Below are 25,612 nucleotides of genomic sequence, written 5' to 3'. Positions count from 1 at the left end.
CAGCAAATTGTCTCGCCATTGTGTGATCTCTACCTCATTTTAGTACAGGATCTCGGTATCTCCTGAATGGCTGTCGATGATCTTGCGCTCATTAACTGGCTGCGGTGGACGATTGTTCGCAGGCCCAACAATGTAGTGAAATTTATCCAGTTGTTCGGCTGAAAGGGCAACAGGCGTTTTCAGGACAGTCCAGCTGACGCCTTCAGTACAGGGAGGTGTAGTTAGCGAACCGCTATAGCGCCAATAGGTTTTATCGTCGGGTAAAAGTTGGTTGATATCGACTGGCGAGAAGATGGGCATACTGTTGTCCTCCATGGTTGGAAATGACTCCCACAGATTTTGAATCGCCTGGTTAGGTTCGCCGACGTCAAACATGACCGCCACGATAGTGATGTCTCCGCTTTGATTTTTGTGGACTAACTGCAACTCCAGCGGATAGGTTTTACCGTTGAAGGTATGTTCGCTCGGGGCGTGAAAATCTAAGTGTTTTAGATAATAAATCTTTCCATCAACTTCAATGGAGTTTGAGGTATAGCTACTCATTGTTGCCCGCAGAGTATGGTTAATGCTTCGAAATCTTGTCGGACCATCGACATATTGCATGCTGAGTGAAGGAAGTCCAAGTTTACGAGTTGTGGCGGTCTGGATATCAATGGGTGATTGATTTATTCCAGTCTGGCATGTTGCATACTCTTTGCTGATTTCTCCCCACTGTGCGGGACCAGATTCTCCGCTATAACCCCATGGCGCGGCCAGCGCGGTCAGTGGCATCAGGCATGCTGTCAGTAATGTTGTGATAAATAGGTTGAAGCGCATACGTTTACTCAACGAAAATCAATATAAAGATTAACAAAATCAATAAATTATTATATCGCTGGAGAACGTCTCAGTATGCTGGTCAATTGTCTGAAAATGGCGTGGTCAGGCAACCACGCCGGAAGGGATTATTTTTTCTGACCGGTAATGCGGCACCACTCTTCTTTCTCGATAACCGGATCGAGCGTAAAGAGTTCGGCATAGGCCTCACAGACGCTTTCCGCCTGGCTGGCAAGAATGCCAGAAAGCCCCAGTAAACCGCCCTCAACGGGCAGTACGCTGATTAACGGTGCTAGTTCACGTAATGGGCCTGCGAGGATGTTTGCGACCACCACGTCGGCTTTCATCGCCTCTGGCTGGTCTTTCGGCAGATAAAGCTCCAGACGCTCAGAAACGCCATTACGCTGGGCGTTATCACGGCTGGCCTGAATTGCTTGCGGATCGATGTCTACGCCGATGGCTTTTGCCGCACCCAGCTTCAGTGCCGCAATGGCAAGAATACCGGAGCCGCAGCCGAAGTCGATGACGGTTTTGCCGTTAAGATCGAGACCGTCCAGCCATTGCAGGCATAGGGAGGTGGTGGGGTGAGTGCCGGTACCAAACGCCAGACCCGGGTCCAGCATCACGTTGACGGCATTCTCATCCGGGACATCGCGCCAGCTTGGGCAAATCCACAAACGTTCACCAAAGCGCATCGGGTGGAAGTTATCCATCCATTCGCGTTCCCAGTCTTTGTCTTCGAGCTGTTCGATTTTATGCGCGAAGCCTGTACCCAGCAGCGGATGCTGCTCCAGGATGGCAACCACTTCTTTCATGTCGGTTTCTGCATCGAACAAGCCGATAACGTCGGTATCTCCCCACAGGCGAGTCTCGCCCGGCAGAGGCTCAAATACCGGCGTATCATGCGTGTCCTGGAAAGTAATGGAAACGGAGCCCGCTTCCATCAGCGCATCGCTCAACTCTTCAGCGTTGGCACCGGTCGTGTTCAGTTTCAGTTGGATCCATGGCATGGCAAAACTCTTTTATTTATCAGTAGTCAATATGGCGGCTTGCGGGACGGCAGAACCGAAACGGTTGCCGATCAGGAAAGCCAGCAAGCTTATCAGTAACGAGGGCACAATCGGGTGGAAACCCAGGTACTGAATGTTAAATGTAGCGAGTACGGCATAAAGAACGCCGCCGATAATCATCGCGCTCAAAGCGCCCGCGGCGTTTGCCCGCTCCCAGTACAGGCCCAGTACCAGCGGCCACAGGAAGACAGCTTCCAGCCCGCCAAACGCCAGCAGGTTAAGCCAGATAATCATTTCTGGTGGTTTCCAGGCAGCCAGTAGCAGTAACGCGCCGAGCAACAGGGTAATCACTGCCGACATGCGCTTCAGCCGGGTTTCGTTTTTCAGCTGTTCCGGACGCAGGTTCAGGTACAGATCCTTAATGATCGTAGCGGAACTTTGCAGCAATTGGGCATTGATCGTCGACATGATCGCGGCCATGGGGGCCGCGAGGAAGATCCCAGCAGCTACCGGCGGCAACACTTTGACCATCAGCGTAGGGATAACCAGATCCGGCACTGTCAGATCAGGGATCACCGCACGCCCTAACGCACCTGCCAGATGCATACCAAACATCAGGATCGCCACTACGATGGTGCCAATGATAATGCCGCGGTGTACAGCTTTGCTGTCTTTATAAGAGATGCAGCGTACTGCTGTATGCGGCAGCCCAATTACGCCAAAGCACACCAGTACCCAGAATGAGGTCATGAACGTGGGTGACAGAATATCATCCGCGCCTTGCGGCGAGACCAGTTTAGGGTCGATAGTTTGCAGGGTTACCACCGCATTGCTGAGGCCACCGGCAGCATGAACGACGCCGACCAGCAGAACAATAGTACCAATCAGCATCACCAAACCCTGCATGGTGTCGTTCAGTACGCTGGCGCGAAAACCGCCGAACGCCGTATACAATGCGATACTGACGCCAAAAATAAGCAGACCGGTTTCGTAAGGTATACCCGCAGCGGTTTCAAGCAAACGTGCGCCGCCAATAAACTGTACGGTCATTGCTCCGACAAACGCGACCAGCAGGCTAAGGCTTGCCAGCCACACAAGCAGGCGACTCTGGTAGCGGGCAAACAGCATATCGTTGAGGGTAACGGCATTATAACGGCGCGCCAGAATCGCGAATTTCTTACCAAGAATCCCCAAAGAAAGCCAAACGGCGGGCAACTGGATCATCGCCAGCAGCACCCATCCCAGCCCGTATTTGTAAGCGGCGCCAGGACCGCCAATAAACGAACTGGCGCTAATGTAGGTTGCCGTTAGCGTCATGGCTAATACGACCCCGCCCATCGAGCGGCTGCCGAGGAAATATTCATTCAGGAAAGTGCCGGTCGATCTCTTACGCATGGCGTAAACGGAAAGACCGAAGACCACCAACAGATAGGCGACCAGCGGCAAAATAACTTCAAGCTGCATCGTCATCCTCCAACGGAATGTCGCGATAGATAAACTTCACCATCGCCCAGCACAGCACGATGAAAACCAGCGGCGTTAGCAGGCAGGCCATTTCGAACCAGTGTGGTAAGCCGGTAAAACCGAGCGTGGAATCTGGTAAGTAAGCGGCCACTAACCATGTGGCAAGATATAAAAGGGTCAGCCACAGCGCCCAGCGCGCCTCTTTATGGGCCTGAACAAAACGAGTGTCCATTTTTTGTCCCTTGTGGATAAAGAAAGCGGGGATTGTACCTTATGGCACGTGCGGGAGGGGAGAAAAACAAAAGGCCGGAATTTCCGGCCTTTTCAGTTAACGCACGCTTACTTTTCCTGAAGTCCGAGTTTTTTCTCCAGATAGTGGATATTGGTTCCACCGTGCTGGAAATGCTCGTCATTCATGATGCGGATCTGCAGATCAACGTTGGTTTTGATACCGTCGATGATCAGTTCCTGCAATGCGTTTTTCATACGGGCGATTGCTACGTCGCGGTTTTCGCCATAGCAGATCAGCTTACCGATCATTGAGTCATAGTACGGAGGTACGGTGTAGCCTGCGTAAATATGAGACTCCCAGCGCACACCAAAGCCACCCGGCGCGTGGAAACGCGTGATTTTACCCGGGCTTGGCAGGAAGGTGTTCGGGTCTTCGGCGTTGATACGGCATTCTACCGCATGGCCTTTAACCACAACTTCATCCTGCTTGATGGACAGCGGTTGTCCCGCAGCGATGCGCAGCTGCTCTTTGATCAGGTCAACGCCGGTGATCATTTCGGTTACCGGGTGTTCAACCTGAATACGGGTGTTCATTTCAATGAAGTAGAACTCGCCGTTTTCGAACAGGAACTCGAAAGTACCTGCCCCGCGATAGCCGATATCAACGCACGCTTTGGCGCAACGCTCGCCGATGTAGCGACGCAGTTCCGGAGTAATGCCCGGTGCTGGTGCTTCTTCGACGACTTTCTGGTGACGACGCTGCATGGAGCAGTCACGTTCTGCCAGATAAATCGCGTTACCCTGACCGTCCGCCAGCACCTGAATTTCGATGTGGCGTGGGTTTTCCAGGTACTTCTCCATGTAAACCATGTCGTTGTTGAAAGCCGCTTTCGCTTCCGCTTTGGTCATGGAGATGGATTGCGCCAGTTCGGCATCGCTGCGCACGACGCGCATACCGCGACCGCCGCCGCCGCCGGAGGCTTTGATAATAACGGGATAACCGATGCGCTTCGCATGAGCGCGGTTAGCGTCCATGTCGTCGCCCAGCGGGCCGTCAGAGCCTGGGACTGTTGGTACGCCAGCTTTCTTCATCGCGGTAATTGCGGACACTTTATCGCCCATCAGGCGGATGGTGTCGGCTTTCGGGCCGATGAAGATAAAGCCGGAACGTTCTACCTGTTCAGCAAAGTTGGCATTCTCAGAGAGGAAGCCATAGCCCGGGTGAATTGCCACTGCGCCGGTGATTTCAGCAGCGCTAATGATAGCCGGGATGTTCAGATAGCTTTTTACGGACGGAGCCGGGCCAATACAGACCGTCTCATCCGCCAGCAATACGTGTTTTAAATCGCGATCCGCGCTTGAATGCACAGCGACAGTCTTGATGCCCAGCTCTTTACAGGCACGCAGAATACGCAGGGCGATCTCACCGCGGTTGGCGATAACAATTTTATCCAACATGTTCGCCTCGTTATTCGATGACGACCAGCGGCTCGTCAAATTCTACCGGTTGACCGCTTTCTACCAGAATCGCTTTCACTACGCCGGATTTGTCGGCTTCGATCTGGTTCATCATTTTCATGGCTTCAACGATGCACAGGGTATCGCCCGCATTCACTTTCTGGCCGATTTCGATGAACGCTTTCGCATCTGGGCTCGGGGTGCGGTAGAACGTACCAACCATTGGGGAGCGTACGATGTGACCACTGATTTCCGCTGCTGCCGGAGCTTCCATACTTGGAGAGGCAGTTTGTGCGACAGCGTTAGACAAAGCTGGCTGCTGCATCACTGGTGCAGCATAAGCCTGTTGCATCATTGGAAAACTTGCAGCTGGCGCCGCACGGCTGATGCGTACAGACTCTTCGCCTTCAGAAATTTCCAGTTCGGAGATGCCTGATTCTTCAACCAGCTCGATCAGTTTTTTAATCTTACGAATATCCATGAGTGGGTTCCGTACTCTTTGTTTAGTGAGATTGTGACAAGCGTTTTACCGCCGTCTGTATAGCATTTTTATAACAGTGAGTGACAAGATGCCACGCATCTCAGGCATTGCACTGGGTGCGGTTGCCATGAAGTGAGATTGCCAGACTTGTTAGTCATTGTGCGGCTATCTTCTGCCATTTTCGGGTAAAAGACAAAATATACCTTCAACATGCGAATGTCACCCTTTCAGCGCTCTAAAAACGCTACCGGGGATAGCAAAGTCGCACATTATAACTATTTCGTAGCAATTGGCAGCTAAATACTGGTCTTATCAGGGAAGATAATCAACCGTTAACATGTAAAGAAAATCGGATCGTCCACATTTTGTAACGCACTGCACATAACGTGAAACTACCGCCACCACTGGCGAAACTTCTTGTAACGGCAGGCTAACAACACCACAGCGAGTGCTGCATAAATAATCGGTTGAGGGGAGATAATTTTTACCGACCACAGATAATGTATGGGTGCCAGGATCGCCACAAGATAGACGAAGTTGTGCAAATACTGCCAATTTTTGCCCAGTTTTCGCTGAGCCGACTGGGTGGAGGTTAACGTGAGGGCGAATAATATGCCCCAACTGGCAATGCCCAACATCAAATAAGGTCGCGTGATTAATTCCCGTCCTAACAGCGCCAGATTATGAATGCCCAGTTCCAGGAGTGCGTAGCTGGTTAAATGCAACGTTGCCCAGGCGAAACACCATAGCCCTAACAGGCGCCGTGTGCGTATCAATAATGGCTGTTTAGCGTAGCGCGCGAGGGGAGAGACCAGCAAGGTCGCCAGCAAGAATTTCAGAGCTGTCCTACCGGTAAAGTGCTGGATATCTTTGACCGGGTCTGCGCTCAGACCACCGTGATTCACCGCCCAAAATAGCCAGACAAACGGTAAAAAGCCGGCAAGGTGCAGGCAAACTTTCAGCCCGGTAATGTGCTTTGCAGTCAGGCGCACTCAAAAATTCTCCTGCAGGTTAAGACCACGGTACAGCGAAGCGACCTCGTCGGCGTAACCGTTAAACAGCAGCGTGGGTTGGCGCTGAACGTCCAGAATACCGCCTGCGCCAATAAAACGCTCAGTGGCCTGGGACCAGCGCGGGTGATCGACATGCGGATTCACGTTGGCATAAAATCCATATTCATTGGGGGCGGCCAGATTCCAGGTTGTCGGGGGGCGTTCGCGGGTTAGTTTAATACTCACGATCGACTTAATGCCTTTAAATCCGTATTTCCACGGCACAATTAAGCGAATGGGCGCGCCATTTTGTGGGGGAAGAGCTTTTCCATAAACCCCCACGGTAAGCAGAGTGAGTGGATGCATAGCTTCATCCAGACGCAGTCCTTCAACATAGGGATACTTCAGCCCGCCGCCAATAAAGCGATCTTTTTGTCCTGGCATCTCATCCGGCGCGTAGATCGTTTCGAAGGCGACATATTTTGCGTTGCTGGTGGGTTCAACCTGCGCCAGCAGTTTATGTAACGGAAAACCAATCCACGGCACGACCATTGACCAGGCTTCCACACAGCGCATCCGGTAAATCCGTTCTTCCAGTGGGAAACGGGCGGTCAGCGCATCGTGATCGAGGGTGAGTGGTTTTGCCACCTCACCACTGATTTTTAACGTCCACGGATCGGTTTTCAGACTGCCAGCATTGGCTGCCGGATCCGCTTTATCGAGACCGAACTCATAGAAGTTGTTGTAGCCAGAAACTTTATCCGCCGGCGTTAAAGGAAGCGAATTTTGCCAGGCGGCGGGTTTACTGAAATCAAGCGGCTTACCCGCGGGCGCGGGCGGGCGGTCATTCCCCTTAAACCAGCTAAGAAGGTCAGCCTGCGCAGAGAGGGGGAAAGACAACGCGGCGGCGCTGATTCCTAATGCTTTCAGTACCTGGCGGCGTTGCATAAAAAAAGCCGACTCGTCAGTGACGTCGGCTTCTGTAAATGGACGTAATTTCTTCATAACAGACTCCCGGCTTACGCGTCATAACTGACAGGGGACGCGTAGTTAATATGGCAGGGAGTCTGTAGATATGCCGCGAAATTTCGTTAATTAAGTGTAAATTTCTGCGCCAGAGCTTGTTACTTCACCTTCACCAGCGTACGACCTTGCACCTGGTTATTGATGATGGCATCGGCAAACTTCGGCGCATCCGCCAGCGTAATCTCCGTGGCGGCCTGAGCATAGAAAGAGTCCGGCAGATCCTTAACCAGACGCGCCCAGGCTTCTGCCCGGCGTGCCGGCGGGGTCATCACCGAGTCCACCCCTTGCAAACGAACGTTACGCAGAATAAATGGCATCACCGTCGTCGGCAGAGCGAAACCGCCAGCCAGGCCGCAGGCGGCAACGCAGCCACCGTAGTTCATCTGTGCCAGGACTTTTGCCAGAACTTTGTCGCCAACGGTATCAACCGCACCAGCCCACAGCTGTTTTTCCAATGGGCGAGATTCAGCAAATTCATCGCGGCTAAGGATACGGTTAGCGCCCAGGCTCTTCAGGTAGTCGTGAGTACTTTCACGACCCGAAACCGCCGCAATCTGATAACCCAGCTTATGCAGTAACGCCACGGCCGTGCTGCCCACGCCGCCGCTGGCGCCGGTGACGACAATCTCACCGTCTTGCGGGCGAATACCTGCATCTTCGAGCGCCATGACGCACAGCATGGCGGTAAAGCCAGCGGTACCGATGACCATGGCTTTACGTCCGTCCAGCCCTTGTGGCAGCGCAACCAGCCAGTCGCCTTTCACGCGTGCGCGTTCGGCCAGTCCACCCCAATGATTTTCACCCACGCCCCAGCCGGTCAGTAAAACTTCCTGACCTGCATGAAAACGGGGATCTTCGCTTGTGCGCACGGTACCGGCGAAATCAATACCAGGAATCATCGGAAAATTGCGAATGATTTTACCCTTGCCGGTGATAGCCAGGGCGTCTTTATAGTTCAGGCTTGACCAGTGGACATCCACCGTCACATCGCCTTCCGGTAGCTGATTTTCGTCGAGGGGTTGAACGGATGCGAGGGTTTTTCCGTCCTGCTGTTCTAAGATCAAAGCCTGCATAACCTGTCCTCAATTCGTATAGTGGATTGGAAAATTATTAATGAAGACTATACTCGCTAATCAAAACATGATGCCGATTCCGCGCAATAAATTGCCAGATATACCTAATTTGGTAGTATGCCCACACTGTTTGTATAAATGGACGGATTTTGCGTTCAGTTTTGCATTTTCGCGCCGCTTTATCACTTTCATGCCTGTTTCATAACTGTCGGAGTTAACACAAGGATGCGATTAACGACGAAATTTTCAGCTTTTGTGACGCTGCTTACAGGGTTAACGATCTTCATAACTCTGATCGGCTGCTCGCTGAGTTTCTATAACGCGATTCAATATAAGTTCACCACCCGTGTTCAGGCGGTGGCGACGGCGATTGATACGCACCTTGTCTCCCGCGATGTCGTTGCGCTAACCCCGCAAATCGATGAACTGATGGTTTCGGTTGATATCGTGCGCGTCGAACTGCTACAGGGCGAACACGTGGTGTATGACCACTCCCGAACCAGCAGCTACCGCCCGGCGGGGACGAACAATCTGTATCGTGATGTCACCGTCCCGTTGGTCAAACACCCGGGCATGTCGCTGCGTCTGGTTTATCAGGATCCCATGGGCAACTATTTCCATTCGCTGATGACTACCGCGCCGCTCACGTTGGCGATTGCTTTCATTATACTGATGCTCTTTTTGTCTGTGCGCTGGCTTCAGCGTCAGCTTTCAGGTCAAGAGTTGCTGGAGATTCGTTCAACGCGCATTCTTAACGGCGAACGTGGACCGAACGTGCGGGGGACTGTTTATGAATGGCCTGCGCGTACCAGTAGCGCGCTCGATATGCTGCTGACCGAAATTCAAAGTGCCCGCGAGCAACGTAGCCGACTGGATACGCTGATTCGTTCCTATGTGGCGCAGGATACAAAAACCGGGCTAAGCAACCGCCTGTTCTTTGATAACCAACTGGCAACGCTGCTGGAAGATCAGGAAAAAGTGGGATCGCATGGCGTCGTGATGATGGTACGCCTGCCGGACTTTACGCTGCTGCGCGATAGCTGGGGAATTACCCTTGCGGAAGAACAAATTTCAACGTTAATCAATTTGTTGTCGACTTTTATGACGCGCTATCCGGGCGCGTTGCTGGCGCGCTACCACCGTAGCGATTTTGCCATCCTGTTGCCACACCGCACGCTGAAAGAGGCGGAAAGTATTGCCGGGCAATTATTAAAAGCGGTAGATGCGCTTCCGGCTAATAAAATGATCGACCGTGCCGATATGGTTCATATTGGCATTTGTGTTTGCCGCAGCGGTCAGTCGACGGAACAAGTGATGGATCACGCCGAAGCCGCCACGCGGAACTCGGTATTGCAGGGTGGGAACAGTTGGTCGGTCTATGATGACTCACTACCGGAAAAAGGTCGGGGTAACGTACGCTGGCGAACGCTGATCGAACAGATGCTCAGCCGGGGTGGACCCAGAATTTATCAAAAGCCTGCGGTAACCCGTGAAGGACGGGTGCACCACCGGGAGCTGATGTGCCGTATTTTTGATGGCAGCGAAGAGGTTATTTCGGCGGAATATATGCCGATGGTCCTGCAGTTTGGCCTGGCTGAAGAATATGACCGTCTGCAAATCAGCCGTCTGATCTTACTGTTGGGCTACTGGCCGCAGGAAAACCTGGCGATGCAGACAACGGTTGAATCGCTAATTCGCCCACGTTTTCAGCGCTGGCTACGTGATACGCTGATGCAGTGCGAAAAATCATTACGCAAACGCATAATTATTGAACTTGCTGAGGCAGATGTCTGTCAACACATCAGCCGGTTACAGCCCGTCATCAGATTGATGAATGCGCTGGGTGTGCGAATTGCCGTTACGCAGGCGGGTTTAACGCTGGTGAGCACCAGTTGGATCAAAGAGCTTAACGTTGAGTTATTGAAGCTGCATCCAAGCCTGGTGAGGAATATTGATAAGCGAACCGAAAACCAGCTCCTGGTGCAAAGCCTGGTGGAGGCTTGTTCTGGAACACCAACGCAGGTTTACGCCACGGGCGTTCGTTCGCGTAGCGAGTGGCATACGCTGACGGAACGCGGAGTTGCGGGTGGGCAAGGGGATTTTTTTGCCGCATCACAGCCACTTGACACTAACGTGAAAAAATATTCGCAAAGATACTCGGTTTAACCTGCCGTTTAATTCGTTTTCACGTAGAATAACGCGCGCTGTGCCTTCTGGGGGTGTGCTTGTCTGCTCGCCAGGTTGTAACAGCAAACATGCAGGTGAATGACCTTTGACAGGTTGCAAACAAAAGCGAGGAGTGCTGCTGATTTATTCAGCCCTGATGGACTCAGGCCGATTTTGTAACAAAGGAAACGAACTGCACTAATTTTCACCGTAGCAGATGATTTTTGCGCCTTGTCGCTGCTGCGTGTGGTTGGTAAAGTAAGCGGATTTTGTTTTCCGCCCCAGCTTTCAGGATTATCCCTTAGTATGTTGAAAAAATTTCGTGGCATGTTTTCCAATGACCTGTCCATTGACCTGGGTACCGCGAATACCCTTATTTATGTAAAAGGACAAGGCATCGTATTGAATGAGCCTTCTGTTGTGGCCATTCGTCAGGATCGTGCCGGCTCGCCAAAAAGCGTAGCCGCAGTGGGCCATGACGCGAAGCAGATGCTGGGTCGTACACCGGGCAATATCGCCGCCATTCGCCCAATGAAAGACGGCGTTATCGCTGACTTCTTCGTGACTGAAAAAATGCTCCAGCACTTTATCAAACAAGTGCACAGCAACAGCTTCATGCGCCCAAGCCCGCGCGTACTGGTATGTGTACCGGTTGGAGCAACTCAGGTTGAACGCCGCGCGATCCGTGAATCCGCCCAGGGCGCAGGTGCCCGTGAAGTATTCCTGATCGAAGAGCCGATGGCGGCTGCGATCGGGGCGGGTCTGCCAGTTTCTGAAGCAACCGGTTCTATGGTTGTGGATATCGGTGGTGGTACAACTGAAGTTGCCGTTATCTCCCTGAACGGCGTGGTTTACTCCTCTTCTGTACGTATTGGCGGCGACCGCTTCGACGAAGCCATCATTAATTATGTTCGTCGTAACTACGGTTCTCTGATTGGTGAAGCCACCGCAGAACGTATTAAACACGAAATCGGTTCCGCTTATCCGGGCGACGAAGTGCGCGAGATCGAAGTTCGCGGCCGTAACCTGGCAGAAGGTGTTCCACGCGGCTTTACCCTGAACTCCAACGAGATTCTGGAAGCCCTGCAGGAACCGCTGACCGGTATCGTGAGCGCGGTGATGGTTGCACTGGAACAGTGTCCGCCAGAACTGGCGTCTGACATCTCCGAACGCGGCATGGTACTGACCGGTGGCGGTGCTCTGCTGCGTAACCTTGACCGTCTGTTAATGGAAGAAACCGGTATTCCAGTTGTTGTTGCTGAAGATCCGCTGACCTGCGTGGCGCGCGGTGGCGGCAAGGCGCTGGAAATGATCGATATGCACGGCGGCGACCTGTTCAGCGAAGAGTAATCGGATGCAGGTAGGGTAGCCCGCGGGTTGCCCTTCCGCTCTGATACGAGAATACGCATAGACTATGAAGCCAATTTTTAGCCGTGGCCCGTCGCTACAGATTCGCCTTATTCTGGCGGTGCTGGTGGCGCTCGGCGTTATTATTGCCGACAGCCGCCTGGGTACGTTTAGTCAAATCCGAACGTACATGGATACCGCCGTCAGTCCTTTCTACTTTATCTCAAATGGTCCTCGTGAATTACTCGACGGCGTTTCGCAAACGCTGGCTTCGCGTGACCAACTCGAACTTGAAAATCGGGCGTTGCGTCAGGAACTGCTGCTGAAAAACAGCGAGCTGCTGATGCTGGGGCAATATAAACAGGAGAACGCGCGTTTGCGTGAGCTGCTGGGATCGCCGCTGCGTCAGGACGAACAAAAGATGGTGACGCAGGTCATCTCAACGGTTAATGACCCTTACAGCGATCAGGTGGTGATCGACAAAGGGAGCGTTAACGGGGTCTACGAAGGTCAGCCGGTTATTAGCGACAAAGGCGTTGTGGGTCAGGTCGTAGCGGTGGCTAAACTGACCAGCCGCGTGCTGCTGATTTGCGATGCGACGCATGCTCTGCCCATTCAGGTACTGCGTAACGATATCCGCGTGATCGCTGCCGGTAACGGCTGCACCGACGATCTTCAGCTCGAACACCTGCCGGCCAACACTGACATTCGCGTTGGCGATGTGCTGGTTACCTCGGGTCTGGGGGGACGTTTCCCTGAAGGCTATCCGGTTGGTGTTGTTTCTTCCGTTAAGCTGGACACTCAGCGCGCTTATACCGTGATTCAGGCACGCCCGACCGCAGGTCTGCAGCGTCTGCGTTATCTGCTGCTGTTGTGGGGCGCCGATCGTAACGGCGCAAATCCGATGACGCCAGAGGAAGTGCACCGCGTTGCCAATGAACGTCTGATGCAAATGATGCCGCAAGTTCTGCCTGCACCAGATGCCATGGGGCCGCCTGCGCCAGTGCCAGCTCCCGCAACAGGCGTGACTCCAGCGTCTGCGGACACCACGCCGCCACAACCTGCTCCGCGTAAGCCGGGAGGACAGTAAGTGGCAAGCTATCGTAGCCAGGGACGTTGGGTGATTTGGCTCTCGTTCCTTATTGCACTGTTGCTGCAAATCATGCCCTGGCCGGACGATATTCTGGTTTTCCGGCCAAACTGGGTACTGCTCATCTTGTTGTACTGGATCCTGGCGCTGCCGCATCGCGTAAATGTGGGCACGGGGTTTGTGGTGGGTGCCATACTGGATCTCATCAGCGGCTCCACGCTTGGCGTGCGCGCATTGTCGATGAGTATCATTGCTTATCTGGTCGCGCTGAAATTCCAGCTATTCCGTAACCTCGCGCTCTGGCAACAGGCGCTGGTGGTCATGTTGTTATCACTGGTCGTGGATATTATTGTTTTCTGGGCCGAGTTTTTAGTGATCAATGTCTCTTTCAGACCCGAAGTGTTCTGGAGTAGTGTAGTGAATGGTGTGCTTTGGCCATGGCTATTCTTACTGATGCGTAAAGTCCGTCAGCAGTTTGCGGTGCAATAAGGTTGATATGAATACTCTGTATCTTGCTTCAGGTTCTCCACGTCGTCAGGAGCTGCTCGCTCAGCTTGGTGTTACCTTTGAACGGCTGGTGCCTGGGATTGAAGAACAGCGACACCCGCAGGAGAGCGCGCAGCAGTATGTTTCGCGTCTGGCACGCGAAAAAGCGCAGGCTGGCGTGGCGCTGGCGCAGCGTGATTTGCCTGTATTGGGTGCAGATACCATTGTTATCCTTAATGGCGAAGTGCTGGAAAAACCACACGACGCCGCCCATGCCGCAGTAATGCTGCGCAAACTGTCGGGCAAAACGCATCAGGTCATGACCGCCGTGGCATTGGCCGACCGCCGGCACAGTCTGGACTGTCTGGTGGTGACGGAAGTGACGTTCAGAGCACTAACCGATGAGGACATCGCGGGCTATATTGCCAGCGGTGAACCAATGGATAAAGCAGGTGCATACGGTATTCAAGGGTTGGGTGGCTGTTTTGTCAGGAAGATCAATGGCAGCTATCACGCCGTAGTCGGCTTACCGCTGGTAGAAACGTATGAGTTGCTGACCAATTTTAACGCACTGCGTGAGAAAAGGGATAAACATGACGGCTGAATTGTTGGTAAACGTAACGCCATCGGAAACTCGGGTGGCTTACATTGATGGCGGTATTCTGCAGGAAATTCATATTGAACGTGAGGCGCGACGCGGAATCGTAGGCAATATCTACAAAGGTCGTGTAAGTCGTGTACTTCCGGGTATGCAGGCGGCTTTTGTAGATATTGGACTGGATAAAGCCGCATTTCTTCACGCTTCAGACATCATGCCGCACACCGAATGCGTGGCGGGTGAAGAACAAAAACAGTTCACCGTGCGCGACATTTCTGAACTGGTGCGCCAGGGCCAGGATCTGATGGTGCAGGTGGTAAAAGATCCGTTGGGTACTAAGGGCGCACGCCTGACGACGGACATCACGCTTCCTTCCCGTTACCTCGTCTTTATGCCAGGTGCTTCGCACGTTGGCGTTTCCCAACGTATCGAAAGCGAAACCGAACGCGAACGCCTGAAAAAAGTGGTGGCGGATTACTGCGATGAACAGGGCGGATTCATCATTCGCACAGCGGCGGAAGGCGTCTGCGAGGAGGATCTGGCCTCAGATGCTGCCTACCTGAAGCGCGTCTGGACTAAAGTCATGGAGCGTAAAAAGCGCCCGCAAACGCGCTACCAGATGTACGGCGAACTGGCGCTGGCGCAGCGCGTGTTGCGTGATTTTGCCGATGCCCAGCTTGACCGGATCCGCGTTGACTCTCGTCTGACTTATGAAGCGTTGCTGGAGTTCACAGCGGAATATATCCCCGAAATGACCAGCAAGCTGGAACATTACAGCGGGCGCCAGCCCATTTTTGATCTCTTTGACGTTGAGAATGAAATCCAGCGCGCGCTGGAACGCAAGGTTGAACTGAAATCCGGCGGCTATCTGATCATCGATCAAACTGAAGCAATGACCACCGTCGATATCAATACCGGAGCGTTTGTTGGGCATCGTAATCTCGACGACACTATCTTTAATACTAATATTGAAGCAACGCAGGCCATTGCTCGTCAGCTGCGTCTGCGTAACCTCGGCGGCATTATCATTATCGATTTTATCGACATGAATAATGAAGACCACCGTCGACGGGTACTGCACTCTCTGGAACAGGCGCTGAGCAAGGATCGCGTAAAAACCAGCATCAACGGTTTTTCACAGCTGGGCCTGGTGGAGATGACGCGCAAACGCACGCGTGAAAGCGTGGAGCATGTGTTGTGCAACGAGTGTCCGACCTGTCATGGGCGCGGTACGGTGAAAACCGTGGAAACTGTATGCTATGAAATCATGCGCGAAATCGTGCGGGTACACCATGCATATGACTCCGATCGTTTCCTGGTTTATGCATCTCCGGCAGTGGCTGAAACCCTGAAGGGTGAAGAGTCACATGCGTTGGCAGAAGTGGAAATCTTTGTCGGCAAACAGGTTAAAGTACAAGTCGAACCGCTGTATAACCAGGAGCAGTTCGACGTTGTCATGATGTAATCTGGCCTGGTAAACGCCCAATGGCGATACCTTGCAGGCCGGAGAAGGCGTTCACGCCGCCATCCGGCAAGACGGTTTTGTGAGTCACATTTTTTGGTAGACAAGGAGAGGCGCGTGAGGCGATTGCCGGGGATATTACTGCTCACTGGAGCCGCATTCGTTGTCATCGCAGCGCTGCTGGTCAGTGGGCTGCGCCTTGCGCTGCCTCATCTTGATAGCTGGCGTCCGGCCATCCTTGGCAAGATTGAATCCGCCACCGGTCTGCCCGTCTCCGCCAGCCAACTTTCCGCTAGCTGGCAAAATTTCGGCCCTACTCTTGAAGCGCGTGATATCCATGCGCAGCTTAAAGATGGCGGTGAATTTTCGGTAAAGCGCGTTACATTAGCGCTGGATGTCTGGCAAAGCTTGCTGCACATGCGCTGGCAGTTTCGCGATCTCACCTTCTGGCAGCTGCAGCTGCGTACTAATACCCCCATCCAGCGCAGCGAAAGCGGTGATGGAATTGAAGCCGGCCACCTGAGCGATCTCTTCCTGCGTCAGTTTGATCATTTCGATCTACGCGACAGCCAGATTAGCTTTTTAACCCTCTCAGGCCAGCGTGCAGAACTGGCGATCCCACAGCTTACCTGGCTTAACGGTAAAAACCGACATCGCGCTGAAGGTCAGGTCAGTCTCTCCAGTCTGACCGGGCAGCACGGTGTTATGCAGGTGCGAATGGATCTGCGTGATGACAACGGGCTGTTGAATAACGGTCGGGTCTGGTTGCAGGCCGACGATATTGACGTCAAGCCGTGGCTGGGTAAATGGATGCAGGATAATGTCGCGTTGCAAACCGCGCGTTTTAGCCTGGAAGCATGGATGACGATCAGAAAAGGTGTCGTTTCCGGCGGCGATGTCTGGCTGAAAAAAGGTGGGGCAAGTTGGCTGGGAGAGAGTCGTACGCACACGCTCTCCGTCGATAACCTGACGGCGCACATCAGCCGCGAGCAGTCGGGCTGGCAATTCTCCATTCCCGATACCCGTATCACGATGGATGATAAACCCTGGCCAAGCGGGGCGTTAGCGCTGGCCTGGATCCCTGAACAGGAAGTCGGCGGCGAGAATAACAAACGCAGCGACGAGCTACGCATCCGCGCCAGCAATCTGGAGCTGGCCGGGTTAGAAGGGCTGCGTCCGATGGCGGCCAAGTTATCGCCTGCGCTGGGTGATATCTGGCGGGCCACGCAGCCGAGCGGCAAAATAGATGTGCTGGCGCTGGATATCCCGTTACAGGCAACAGAAAAAACCCGCTTCCAGTCCTCGTGGACCAATCTGGCCTGGAAACAGTGGAAGCTGCTGCCAGGGGCAGAGCATTTCTCCGGTAGGCTTGCGGGCAGCGTTGAAAACGGGGCGCTCACTGCTTCCATGAAGCAAGCTAAAATGCCGTATGAAACCGTCTTTCGCGCACCGCTGGAAATAGAGGACGGCGTAGCGACGCTAAGCTGGCTGAAGAATGATAAAGGTTTCCAGTTAGATGGGCGCAATATTGATGTTAAAGCGAAAGCGGTACACGCACGCGGTGGTTTTCGCTATCTGCAGCCCGCCAATGATGAGCCATGGTTGGGCATTCTGGCAGGTATCAGCACCAACGATGGCTCTCAGGCCTGGCGTTACTTCCCGGAAAACCTGATGGGCAAAGAGCTTGTTGATTACCTCAGCGGCGCTATTCAGGGCGGCGAAGCGGATAACGCCACGTTGGTGTATGGCGGCGACCCGCATCTGTTCCCGTATCTACACAATGAAGGGCAGTTCCAGGTACTGGTGCCGCTTCGCAATGCGAAGTTTGCTTTCCAGCCCGACTGGCCCGCGCTGACTGACCTTAATATTGAACTGAACTTCATTAACGACGGTCTGTGGATGAAGACCGATAGCGTTAATCTGGGCGGTGTGAAGGCCAGTAATCTGACGGCTAACATCCCCGACTATGCAAAAGAAAAACTGCTGATTGATGCCGACATCAACGGGCCGGGCAAGGCGGTCGGACCTTATTTTGATGAGACGCCATTGAAGGATTCACTCGGCGCTACGCTTGAGCAGTTGCAGATTGACGGCGATGTGAATGCTCGCTTACATCTTGATATTCCGCTAGACGGCTCGCTGGTTACTGCCAAAGGTGACGTCAACCTGCGTGATAACAGCCTGTTTATTAAACCGCTCGACAGCACGCTGAAGAATTTGAATGGTAAATTCAGCTTTATCAACGGCGATCTGAAGAGCGAGCCGATGACCGCGAACTGGTTTAATCAGCCGCTGAACGTCGACTTTTCCACGACCGAAGGGGCGAAAGCCTATCAGGTAGCCGTGAATCTGCAAGGTGACTGGCAGCCAAGCCGCATGGGGATTTTACCGACGCAGGTCAACGACGCGTTGAATGGCAGCATAGCGTGGAATGGCAAGGTAGGAATCGATCTTCCGTATCATGCCGGGCCGACCTACAACGTTGAGTTAAAGGGCGACCTCAAGAATGTAAGTAGTCACTTACCTTCTCCGCTGAATAAGGCGGCCGGTGAGGCGTTGCCGGTGAACGTTAAGGCCAACGGCAATCTGCGCAGCTTTGATCTGACCGGCAACGCTGGCAGCAAGAATCATTTTAATAGCCGCTGGCTGCTGAATCAGAAACTGACGCTTGACCGCGCAATCTGGGCGTCGGAAAGCCGCACCGTGCCAGCGTTACCCGATCAACAAGGCATAGAGCTTAATCTTCCCCCTATGGATGGCGCGCAATGGCTGGCGTTATTCCAGAAAGGCGCTGTGGATAACGTGGGCAGCAACGCTAACTTCCCGCAGCGCATCACGGTGCGTACGCCATCGTTATCCCTGGGCGGTCAACAGTGGAATAATTTGAGTATCGTTTCTGAGCCTGCGAGCAATGGCTCTACCGTGCAGGCGCAGGGCCGTGAAATTAACGCCACGCTGGCTATGCGCAATAATGCGCCGTGGCTGGCCAATATTAAGTATCTTTATTACAACCCAAGCGCGGCAAAACCGTCACAAAATAGTACGCCAGCCTCGCCGTTCTCAGCCATCGACAACGTCAGCTTCCGTGGCTGGCCGGACCTTCAGCTGCGCTGTGCCGAGTGCTGGATGTGGGGACAGAAATACGGGCGCATTGACGCCGATGTAGCGATTAAAGGCGACACGCTCACCTTGAGTAACGGTCTGTTGGATACGGGTTTTGCCAGACTGACCACCGACGGCGTGTGGGTGAATGCGCCGGGCAAGGAGCGAACGTCGCTGAAGGGTAAACTGAGCGGCAATAAAATTGACTCCGCAGCCGGTTTCTTTGGCGTATCAACGCCGATTCGCAATTCTTCATTCAACGTGGAGTATGATCTGCATTGGCGTAATCCGCCGTGGGATCCTGATGTAGCCTCGCTGAATGGTATTTTGCGTACCCGGCTGGGCAAAGGCGAACTTACCGAACTCAGTACCGGACATGCGGGGCAACTGTTACGTCTGCTAAGCTTCGATGCGTTACTGCGTAAACTGCGCTTTGATTTTAGCGACACCTTCAGCGAAGGCTTCTATTTCGACTCGATTCGCAGCACGGCGTGGATCAAAGATGGCGTGATGCATACCGACGACACGCTGGTGGACGGTCTGGAAGCCGACATTGCGATGAAAGGTTCAGTGAACCTGGTACGCCGGGAGCTGGACATGGAAGCCATCGTCGCACCAGAAATTTCTGCCACCGTAGGGGTTGCCGCCGCGTTTGCCGTCAACCCGATTGTTGGTGCGGCGGTGTTTGCCGCCAGTAAGGTGCTGGGGCCGCTGTGGAGCAAAGTCTCGATTCTGCGCTATCGCATCACCGGTCCGGTCGATAAGCCGCAAATTAACGAAGTTCTGCGTCAGCCGCGCAAAGAAAGCCAGCAATGATTTGACGGGGGCGAGTAATTGCCCCAATCTCAGTACATAGTATTGCCGGATGGCGCAGCGCTTATCCGGCCTACAGCAGCCTAACAACGTAGGCCGGATAAGGCGTTTTTTCCGCTATCCGGCAGAATTAAATGAGTAATCAAAACGATGAGTCTGAACCTGGTAAGTGAACAATTGCTAGCGGCAAATGGCCTGAAACATCAGGATCTGTTTGCCATCCTGGGCCAACTGGCCGAACGCCGTCTTGATTACGGCGATCTCTATTTTCAGTCGAGCTATCACGAATCCTGGGTTTTAGAAGACCGCATCATTAAAGATGGTTCTTACAATATCGATCAGGGCGTTGGCGTGCGCGCCATCAGCGGCGAGAAAACAGGGTTTGCCTATGCAGACCAGATTAGCCTGTTGGCGCTGGAACAAAGCGCTCATGCCGCGCGTACTATCGTGCGTGACAACGGTGACGGCAAAGTAAAAACGCTGGGGGCCGTGGAGCATCAGGCGCTTTACACCTCGGTTGATCCGTTGCAGAGCATGAGCCGTGAAGAAAAACTCGATATCCTGCGCCGCGTAGACAACGTGGCCCGTGCCACCGACAAACGCGTCCAGGAAGTGACCGCCAGCCTGACCGGTGTTTATGAACTGATCCTGGTGGCCGCGACTGATGGTACGCTGGCCGCTGACGTCCGCCCGCTGGTACGTTTGTCCGTAAGCGTACAGGTCGAAGAGGACGGTAAGCGTGAGCGCGGCGCCAGCGGTGGCGGCGGTCGTTTTGGCTATGACTATTTCCTTGGCGACCTCGATGGTGAAGTCCGTGCCGACGCGTGGGCGAAAGAGGCCGTACGCATGGCGTTAGTCAATCTGTCCGCGGTAGCAGCGCCTGCTGGTACGCTGCCGGTGGTACTCGGCGCTGGCTGGCCTGGCGTTCTGCTGCATGAAGCGGTCGGTCATGGTCTGGAAGGTGATTTTAACCGCCGTGGCACCTCGGTATTCAGCGGTCACATGGGTGAGCTGGTGGCGTCAGAACTGTGTACCGTTGTGGATGATGGCACAATGGCGGACCGTCGTGGTTCCGTGGCTATCGATGACGAAGGGACACCGGGTCAGTACAACGTGCTGATCGAAAACGGCATTCTGAAAGGCTACATGCAGGACAAACTGAATGCGCGCCTGATGGGCGTAGCGCCAACGGGTAACGGTCGCCGTGAATCTTACGCGCACCTGCCGATGCCGCGTATGACCAACACCTATATGCTGCCGGGGAAATCCACGCCGCAGGAAATCATCGAATCCGTTGAATACGGTATTTATGCGCCTAACTTTGGCGGCGGTCAGGTGGATATCACCTCTGGGAAATTTGTATTCTCGACGTCCGAAGCGTATCTGATTGAAAACGGTAAAGTGACCAAACCGGTGAAAGGCGCAACGCTGATTGGCTCCGGTATCGAAGCGATGCAGCAGATTTCGATGGTGGGTAACGACCTGAAACTGGATAACGGGGTTGGCGTTTGCGGCAAAGAAGGACAGAGCTTGCCGGTGGGCGTGGGCCAGCCGACGCTGAAGGTGGATAACTTGACCGTAGGTGGCACTGCGTAACGACCCGGTCGCCGGATAGCACTCAGCGTATCCGGCCTGGAATGTGCATTGGCACTGAGTGTAGGCCCGGTAAGCAAAGCGCTACCGGGCTTTTTTATTTCTCTTTGCCCCGGCCGTACATCCCCTGAAACAGCTGCGCCACATCGACAAAATAATCTGTCAGATAGTTAATCACCACCTGGACCTTGAGCGGTAGTTTGTCTTTTTCGGTATACAGCGCATAGACCGGACGTGGATCCGACTGGTAGCGGGGCAACAGGATCTCCACTTCGCCACGATTGATCTCATTGATCACCCACATCAGCGGCACATAGGCAATACCCGCGCCTGCGGCCAGCCAGCGCACCAGCGTCATCGGATCGTTAGTCACGAAGCGCCCTTCTGGGATCAGGCGGGTAGAGATCCCCTCCGGAGCGATAAGTTCGAATTCATTATCCGGGCGCACGCTGTATTCCAGCCACGAGTGGTTGCTGAGATCGGCGGGTTTTTCCGGCACGCCAAACTGCGCGAGATAGCTTTTAGCGGCGCAGACCACCATCGGCATGGTTCCCAGGCGACGTGAAAACAGGCTGGAGTCCTGCAACGCGCCGACGCGAATAACCACGTCCAGACCGTCGGCGATTAAATCCGGTGCCGGGATGCCTGTTACCAGATTTACCGTCAATCCTGGATACTCTTTCAGCATCGTTGCGGTCAACCCAGCGAGGACATTTTGTGCCATGGTTGAAGAACAACCAATGCGCAAGGTGCCGATAGGCGTGTTATTAAAGGCATAAAGCTGTTCGTGAACATCCTGTGCTTCGTGCAGCATCCGGCGGCAACCCTGATAATAAATTTTACCGGCTTCGGTTAGCCCAATGCTGCGTGTGCTGCGGTTTAGCAGCTTGACCTGTAGCTCATCTTCCAGTTTAGAGACCGTCTGGCTTATCGATGAAACGCTCATTTGTAGCTGTCTTGCGGCGGCGGTGAAGGAGCCCAGTTCGACAACTTTGGCAAACACCGACATACGTTTTAATCGTTCCATTGTTCACTCTGACTTAAAAGTGATTTAGATCACATAATATAGATAACAGCATAACAGTTACGTTAATATATTATTATTCAAATAACAGCTATGTCGCTCTCGCCTGGCTCATCCTTGCCCTTCTCTGCGGTGACATACGCTAGAAAATCTATCACCTGCACTCTCTTAAGCTACCAAGGTCAACATGAGTCTGTTTCCCGTTATCGTGGTGTTTGGTCTGTCCTTCCCACCGATTTTTTTCGAATTACTTTTGTCACTGGCGATTTTCTGGCTGGTGCGCCGGGTACTGGTTCCAACTGGCATCTATGATTTTGTCTGGCACCCGGCTCTGTTTAACACCGCGCTGTATTGCTGCCTGTTCTATTTAATAACGCGCCTGTTCGTTTGAGGTTGAAGTGAAAACACTAACAAGAAAACTCTCCCGTACGGCCACGACTCTCGTACTGGTCATTCTGGCCTTCATCGCCATTTTCCGCGCATGGGTGTTCTACACCGAGTCGCCGTGGACGCGTGATGCACGCTTCAGCGCCGATGTTGTGGCAATAGCCCCGGATGTCGCCGGGCTTATCACTAACGTCAACGTTCATGATAATCAACTGGTGAAGAAAGACCAGGTTCTGTTTACCATCGATCAGCCGCGCTATAAAAAAGCGCTCGAAGAAGCGGAAGCAGACGTCGCCTACTATCAGGTGTTATCACAGGAAAAACGCCAGGAGGCCAGCCGTCGTAACCGGCTGGGCGTGCAGGCTATGTCTCGTGAAGAGATCGACCAGTCAAACAATGTCCTGCAAACCGTATTACACCAGCTTGCGAAGGCGCAGGCGACCCGCGACCTGGCGAAATTAGATCTGGAACGTACCGTCATTCGCGCGCCAGCAGATGGCTGGGTGACTAACCTGAACGTCTACAGCGGCGAATTTATTACTCGCGGCTCTACGGCGGTGGCGTTGGTCAAACAGCATTCTTTTTATGTGCTGGCCTATATGGAAGAAACCAAGCTGGAAGGCGTCCGCCCTGGGTATCGCGCAGAGATCACCCCGCTGGGCAGTAATCATGTGCTGAAGGGCACCGTTGATAGCGTGGCGGCTGGTGTAACGAATGCCAGCAGCACGCGGGACGCAAAGGGTATGGCGACCATTGATTCCAATCTTGAATGGGTGCGTCTGGCGCAGCGTGTACCGGTGCGAATTCGTCTTGATGAGCAGCAGGGAACCCTGTGGCCTGCGGGGACTACGGCTACCGTCGTCATTACCGGCAAGCAGGATCGCGATGCAAGCCGGGAATCCTTCTTCCGTAAAATGGCGCACCGCCTGCGCGAGTTTGGCTAATCGTGATGGGCATTTTCTCTATTGCCAACCAGCATATCCGCTTTGCGGTAAAACTGGCGTGCGCGATTGTACTGGCGCTGTTCGTTGGCTTTCACTTCCAACTTGAGACCCCGCGCTGGGCGGTGCTGACCGCCGCCATTGTGGCGGCTGGCCCGGCCTTTGCCGCTGGCGGAGAGCCCTATTCTGGTGCTATACGCTATCGCGGCATGCTGCGTATTGTCGGGACATTTATCGGCTGTATTGCTGCACTGATCATTATCATCAGCATGATCCGCGCCCCGTTATTGATGATCCTGGTGTGTTGTATCTGGGCCGGTTTTTGTACCTGGATCTCGTCGCTTGTGAAGATCGAAAACTCCTATGCCTGGGGACTTTCGGGCTATACGGCGCTGATCATCGTCATTACCATCCAGGCTGAACCGCTGCTGACGCCGCAATTTGCGCTCGAACGCTGTAGTGAAATAGTGATGGGGATTGTCTGTGCTATTGTGGCCGATCTGCTCTTTTCGCCCCGTTCGGTGAAACAGGAGATTGATGTCGAACTGGATAGCCTGCTGGTGGCGCAGTATCAGCTTATGCAGCTGTGCATTAAGCATGGTGACAGTGAAGAAGTGGACAAAGCCTGGGGCGATTTAGTCCGGCGTACGGCGGCGCTGGAAGGCATGCGAAGTAACCTGAATATGGAGTCCTCACGTTGGGGGCGGGCTAACCGCAGGCTCAAAGCATTGAACACGCTGTCACTCACGCTCATCACGCAGTCCTGCGAAACCTATCTTATTCAGAACACTCGACCCGAACTGATCACTGATACCTTCCGCGAGTTGTTCAATATGCCGGTTGAAACGGTGCAGGATGTTCATAAACAGTTGAAGCGGATGCGGCGGGTGATTGCCTGGACCGGCGAACGCGAAACGCCGATCACGATATATAGTTGGGCAGGCGCCGCGACGCGCTACCTGTTGCTCAAACGCGGTGTACTGAGTAATACCAAAATTAGCGCCACGGAAGAAGAGATCCTGCAAGGTGAGCCAGTAGTGAAGGTGGAGTCTGCCGAGCGCCATCATGCGATGGTCAACTTCTGGCGCACCACGCTTTCTTGTGTGCTGGGAACCTTATTCTGGCTGTGGACCGGATGGACCTCCGGCAGCGGCGCAATGGTGATGATTGCGGTTGTCACTTCGCTGGCAATGCGTTTGCCCAACCCGCGCATGGTGGCGATAGACTTTATTTACGGTACGTTGGCGGCGTTACCGCTCGGGGCGCTCTATTTCCTGGTGATTATCCCCAATACGCAACAAAGCATGTTGTTACTGTGCCTGAGCCTGGCGGTGCTGGGGTTCTTTCTGGGTATAGAGGTACAGAAACGACGGCTGGGATCAATGGGGGCGCTGGCCAGCACTATTAATATCATCGTGCTGGATAACCCGATGACCTTCCACTTTAGCCAGTTCCTTGACAGTGCGCTGGGGCAGATTGTTGGCTGCGTGCTGGCATTTATCGTCATTTTGTTGGTGCGCGATAACTCTCGTGACAGAACGGGTCGCGTGTTGCTCAACCAGTTTGTCTCGGCGGCGGTTTCAGCGATGACCACCAACGTGGTACGTCGTAAAGAAAACCATCTCCCGGCGCTTTATCAGCAGCTGTTTTTGCTGATGAACAAATTTCCCGGCGACCTGGCGAAGTTTCGCCTGGCGCTGACGATGATCATTGCGCATCAGCGCTTGCGCGATGCGCCGATACCGGTAAACGAGGATCTATCCACGTTCCATCGCCAGCTTCGTCGCACTGCGGATCACGTGATTTCCGCAGGAAACGACGACAAGCGCCGACGCTACTTTAGCCAGTTGCTGGAGGAGCTTGAGATCTATCAGGAGAAATTAATCATCTGGCAAGCGCCGCCGCAGGTGACCGAGCCGGTAAAACGACTTAGCGGGATGCTGCACAAATACCAGCATGCGCTAACCAGTAATTAAGAGTTGGAAACCGACGCTAAAGGCGTCGGTTTTTTTATGGCTATACTTACCTGAAAATGCAGGAGGTTCCTGCATA

General features: G+C 53.6%; 21 protein-coding genes. 11 read left to right on the top strand and 10 right to left on the bottom strand.

Annotated features, from left to right (window positions below; genetic code table 11):
* Positions 1–39: 39 nt before the first annotated feature.
* The 9 genes from HV334_RS22180 to HV334_RS22140 all read right to left on the bottom strand — a co-directional run bounded on the left by HV334_RS22180 (position 40) and on the right by HV334_RS22140 (position 8,551).
* A complete protein-coding gene (locus tag HV334_RS22180; protein WP_047499783.1) occupies positions 40–816 on the bottom strand; it encodes a carbonic anhydrase family protein in 777 nt (258 codons plus the stop codon).
* A gap of 128 nt (positions 817–944) precedes the next feature.
* Positions 945–1,826: a 50S ribosomal protein L11 methyltransferase gene (gene prmA, locus HV334_RS22175; protein ID WP_047499780.1), complete on the bottom strand. Its 882-nt coding sequence runs from the start codon at positions 1,824–1,826 to the stop codon at positions 945–947.
* A gap of 12 nt (positions 1,827–1,838) precedes the next feature.
* Complete coding sequence (panF, locus tag HV334_RS22170) at positions 1,839–3,290, bottom strand: sodium/pantothenate symporter (protein ID WP_103767056.1); 1,452 nt, start codon at positions 3,288–3,290, stop codon at positions 1,839–1,841.
* On the bottom strand, positions 3,280–3,522 hold the full coding sequence (locus HV334_RS22165) for a YhdT family protein (protein ID WP_047499777.1): 243 nt from the start codon (positions 3,520–3,522) through the stop codon (positions 3,280–3,282). Before HV334_RS22165 ends, panF begins: the two co-directional genes overlap by 11 nt.
* Positions 3,523–3,629: 107 nt before the next feature.
* A complete protein-coding gene (gene accC / locus HV334_RS22160) occupies positions 3,630–4,979 on the bottom strand; it encodes an acetyl-CoA carboxylase biotin carboxylase subunit (protein WP_003828838.1) in 1,350 nt (449 codons plus the stop codon).
* Positions 4,980–4,989: 10 nt separating this feature from the next.
* Positions 4,990–5,460, bottom strand: a complete 471-nt coding sequence (gene accB, locus HV334_RS22155; protein ID WP_003025210.1) for an acetyl-CoA carboxylase biotin carboxyl carrier protein — start codon at positions 5,458–5,460, stop codon at positions 4,990–4,992.
* A 392-nt stretch (positions 5,461–5,852) separates the two neighbouring features.
* Entirely contained in the window at positions 5,853–6,452 is a 600-nt protein-coding gene (gene msrQ / locus HV334_RS22150) for a protein-methionine-sulfoxide reductase heme-binding subunit MsrQ (RefSeq protein ID WP_016157592.1), read from the bottom strand.
* Positions 6,453–7,457, bottom strand: a complete 1,005-nt coding sequence (gene msrP / locus HV334_RS22145; RefSeq protein WP_016157591.1) for a protein-methionine-sulfoxide reductase catalytic subunit MsrP — start codon at positions 7,455–7,457, stop codon at positions 6,453–6,455. It abuts the gene before it with no gap.
* Between the two features lie 119 nt (positions 7,458–7,576).
* Positions 7,577–8,551 (bottom strand): MDR family oxidoreductase, encoded by a 975-nt coding sequence (locus HV334_RS22140; protein WP_141875715.1) that lies wholly within the window; start codon positions 8,549–8,551, stop codon positions 7,577–7,579.
* 225 nt (positions 8,552–8,776) lie between these two features.
* Between HV334_RS22140 and csrD the strand changes: the two genes are divergently transcribed.
* From csrD to tldD, 8 genes are all read left to right on the top strand, one after another.
* Positions 8,777–10,717, top strand: coding sequence for an RNase E specificity factor CsrD (gene csrD / locus HV334_RS22135; RefSeq protein ID WP_181220907.1), 1,941 nt, complete (start codon positions 8,777–8,779; stop codon positions 10,715–10,717).
* A 306-nt stretch (positions 10,718–11,023) separates the two neighbouring features.
* Entirely contained in the window at positions 11,024–12,067 is a 1,044-nt protein-coding gene (mreB, locus tag HV334_RS22130) for a rod shape-determining protein MreB (RefSeq protein ID WP_000913396.1), read from the top strand.
* A 64-nt stretch (positions 12,068–12,131) separates the two neighbouring features.
* Positions 12,132–13,154, top strand: coding sequence for a rod shape-determining protein MreC (mreC, locus tag HV334_RS22125; protein ID WP_049283194.1), 1,023 nt, complete (start codon positions 12,132–12,134; stop codon positions 13,152–13,154).
* A complete protein-coding gene (mreD, locus tag HV334_RS22120; protein WP_047499764.1) occupies positions 13,155–13,643 on the top strand; it encodes a rod shape-determining protein MreD in 489 nt (162 codons plus the stop codon).
* Positions 13,644–13,650: 7 nt separating this feature from the next.
* A complete protein-coding gene (locus HV334_RS22115) occupies positions 13,651–14,244 on the top strand; it encodes a nucleoside triphosphate pyrophosphatase (protein WP_101700712.1) in 594 nt (197 codons plus the stop codon).
* Positions 14,234–15,703: a ribonuclease G gene (gene rng / locus HV334_RS22110; protein ID WP_003828822.1), complete on the top strand. Its 1,470-nt coding sequence runs from the start codon at positions 14,234–14,236 to the stop codon at positions 15,701–15,703. Before HV334_RS22115 ends, rng begins: the two co-directional genes overlap by 11 nt.
* Positions 15,704–15,817: 114 nt before the next feature.
* Positions 15,818–19,618: an AsmA2 domain-containing protein YhdP gene (yhdP, locus tag HV334_RS22105; RefSeq protein WP_181220906.1), complete on the top strand. Its 3,801-nt coding sequence runs from the start codon at positions 15,818–15,820 to the stop codon at positions 19,616–19,618.
* 147 nt (positions 19,619–19,765) lie between these two features.
* The gene (gene tldD / locus HV334_RS22100; protein WP_019077799.1) at positions 19,766–21,211 is read left to right on the top strand and encodes a metalloprotease TldD; all 1,446 of its coding nucleotides are present in this window, start codon (positions 19,766–19,768) and stop codon (positions 21,209–21,211) included.
* A 94-nt stretch (positions 21,212–21,305) separates the two neighbouring features.
* Here tldD and aaeR read toward each other — a convergent pair whose 3' ends face one another.
* Positions 21,306–22,235 (bottom strand): HTH-type transcriptional activator AaeR, encoded by a 930-nt coding sequence (gene aaeR / locus HV334_RS22095; RefSeq protein WP_016157586.1) that lies wholly within the window; start codon positions 22,233–22,235, stop codon positions 21,306–21,308.
* Between the two features lie 184 nt (positions 22,236–22,419).
* Between aaeR and aaeX the strand changes: the two genes are divergently transcribed.
* Genes aaeX through aaeB form a run of 3 tightly spaced genes read left to right on the top strand, consistent with a single transcriptional unit; the run spans position 22,420 to position 25,536 of the window.
* Positions 22,420–22,623, top strand: a complete 204-nt coding sequence (gene aaeX, locus HV334_RS22090) for a p-hydroxybenzoic acid efflux pump operon protein AaeX (RefSeq protein WP_003025177.1) — start codon at positions 22,420–22,422, stop codon at positions 22,621–22,623.
* Between the two features lie 7 nt (positions 22,624–22,630).
* Positions 22,631–23,563: a p-hydroxybenzoic acid efflux pump subunit AaeA gene (aaeA, locus tag HV334_RS22085; RefSeq protein WP_016154711.1), complete on the top strand. Its 933-nt coding sequence runs from the start codon at positions 22,631–22,633 to the stop codon at positions 23,561–23,563.
* A 5-nt stretch (positions 23,564–23,568) separates the two neighbouring features.
* Positions 23,569–25,536: a p-hydroxybenzoic acid efflux pump subunit AaeB gene (gene aaeB, locus HV334_RS22080; RefSeq protein ID WP_047499757.1), complete on the top strand. Its 1,968-nt coding sequence runs from the start codon at positions 23,569–23,571 to the stop codon at positions 25,534–25,536.
* Positions 25,537–25,612: the final 76 nt, after the last annotated feature.

Source organism: Citrobacter sp. RHBSTW-00944 (assembly GCF_013615435.1).
GTDB lineage: Bacteria > Pseudomonadota > Gammaproteobacteria > Enterobacterales > Enterobacteriaceae > Citrobacter > Citrobacter braakii.
The sequence above is the reverse complement of the archived record's forward strand: the minus strand, read 5'-3'. Positions and strand labels throughout refer to the sequence as shown.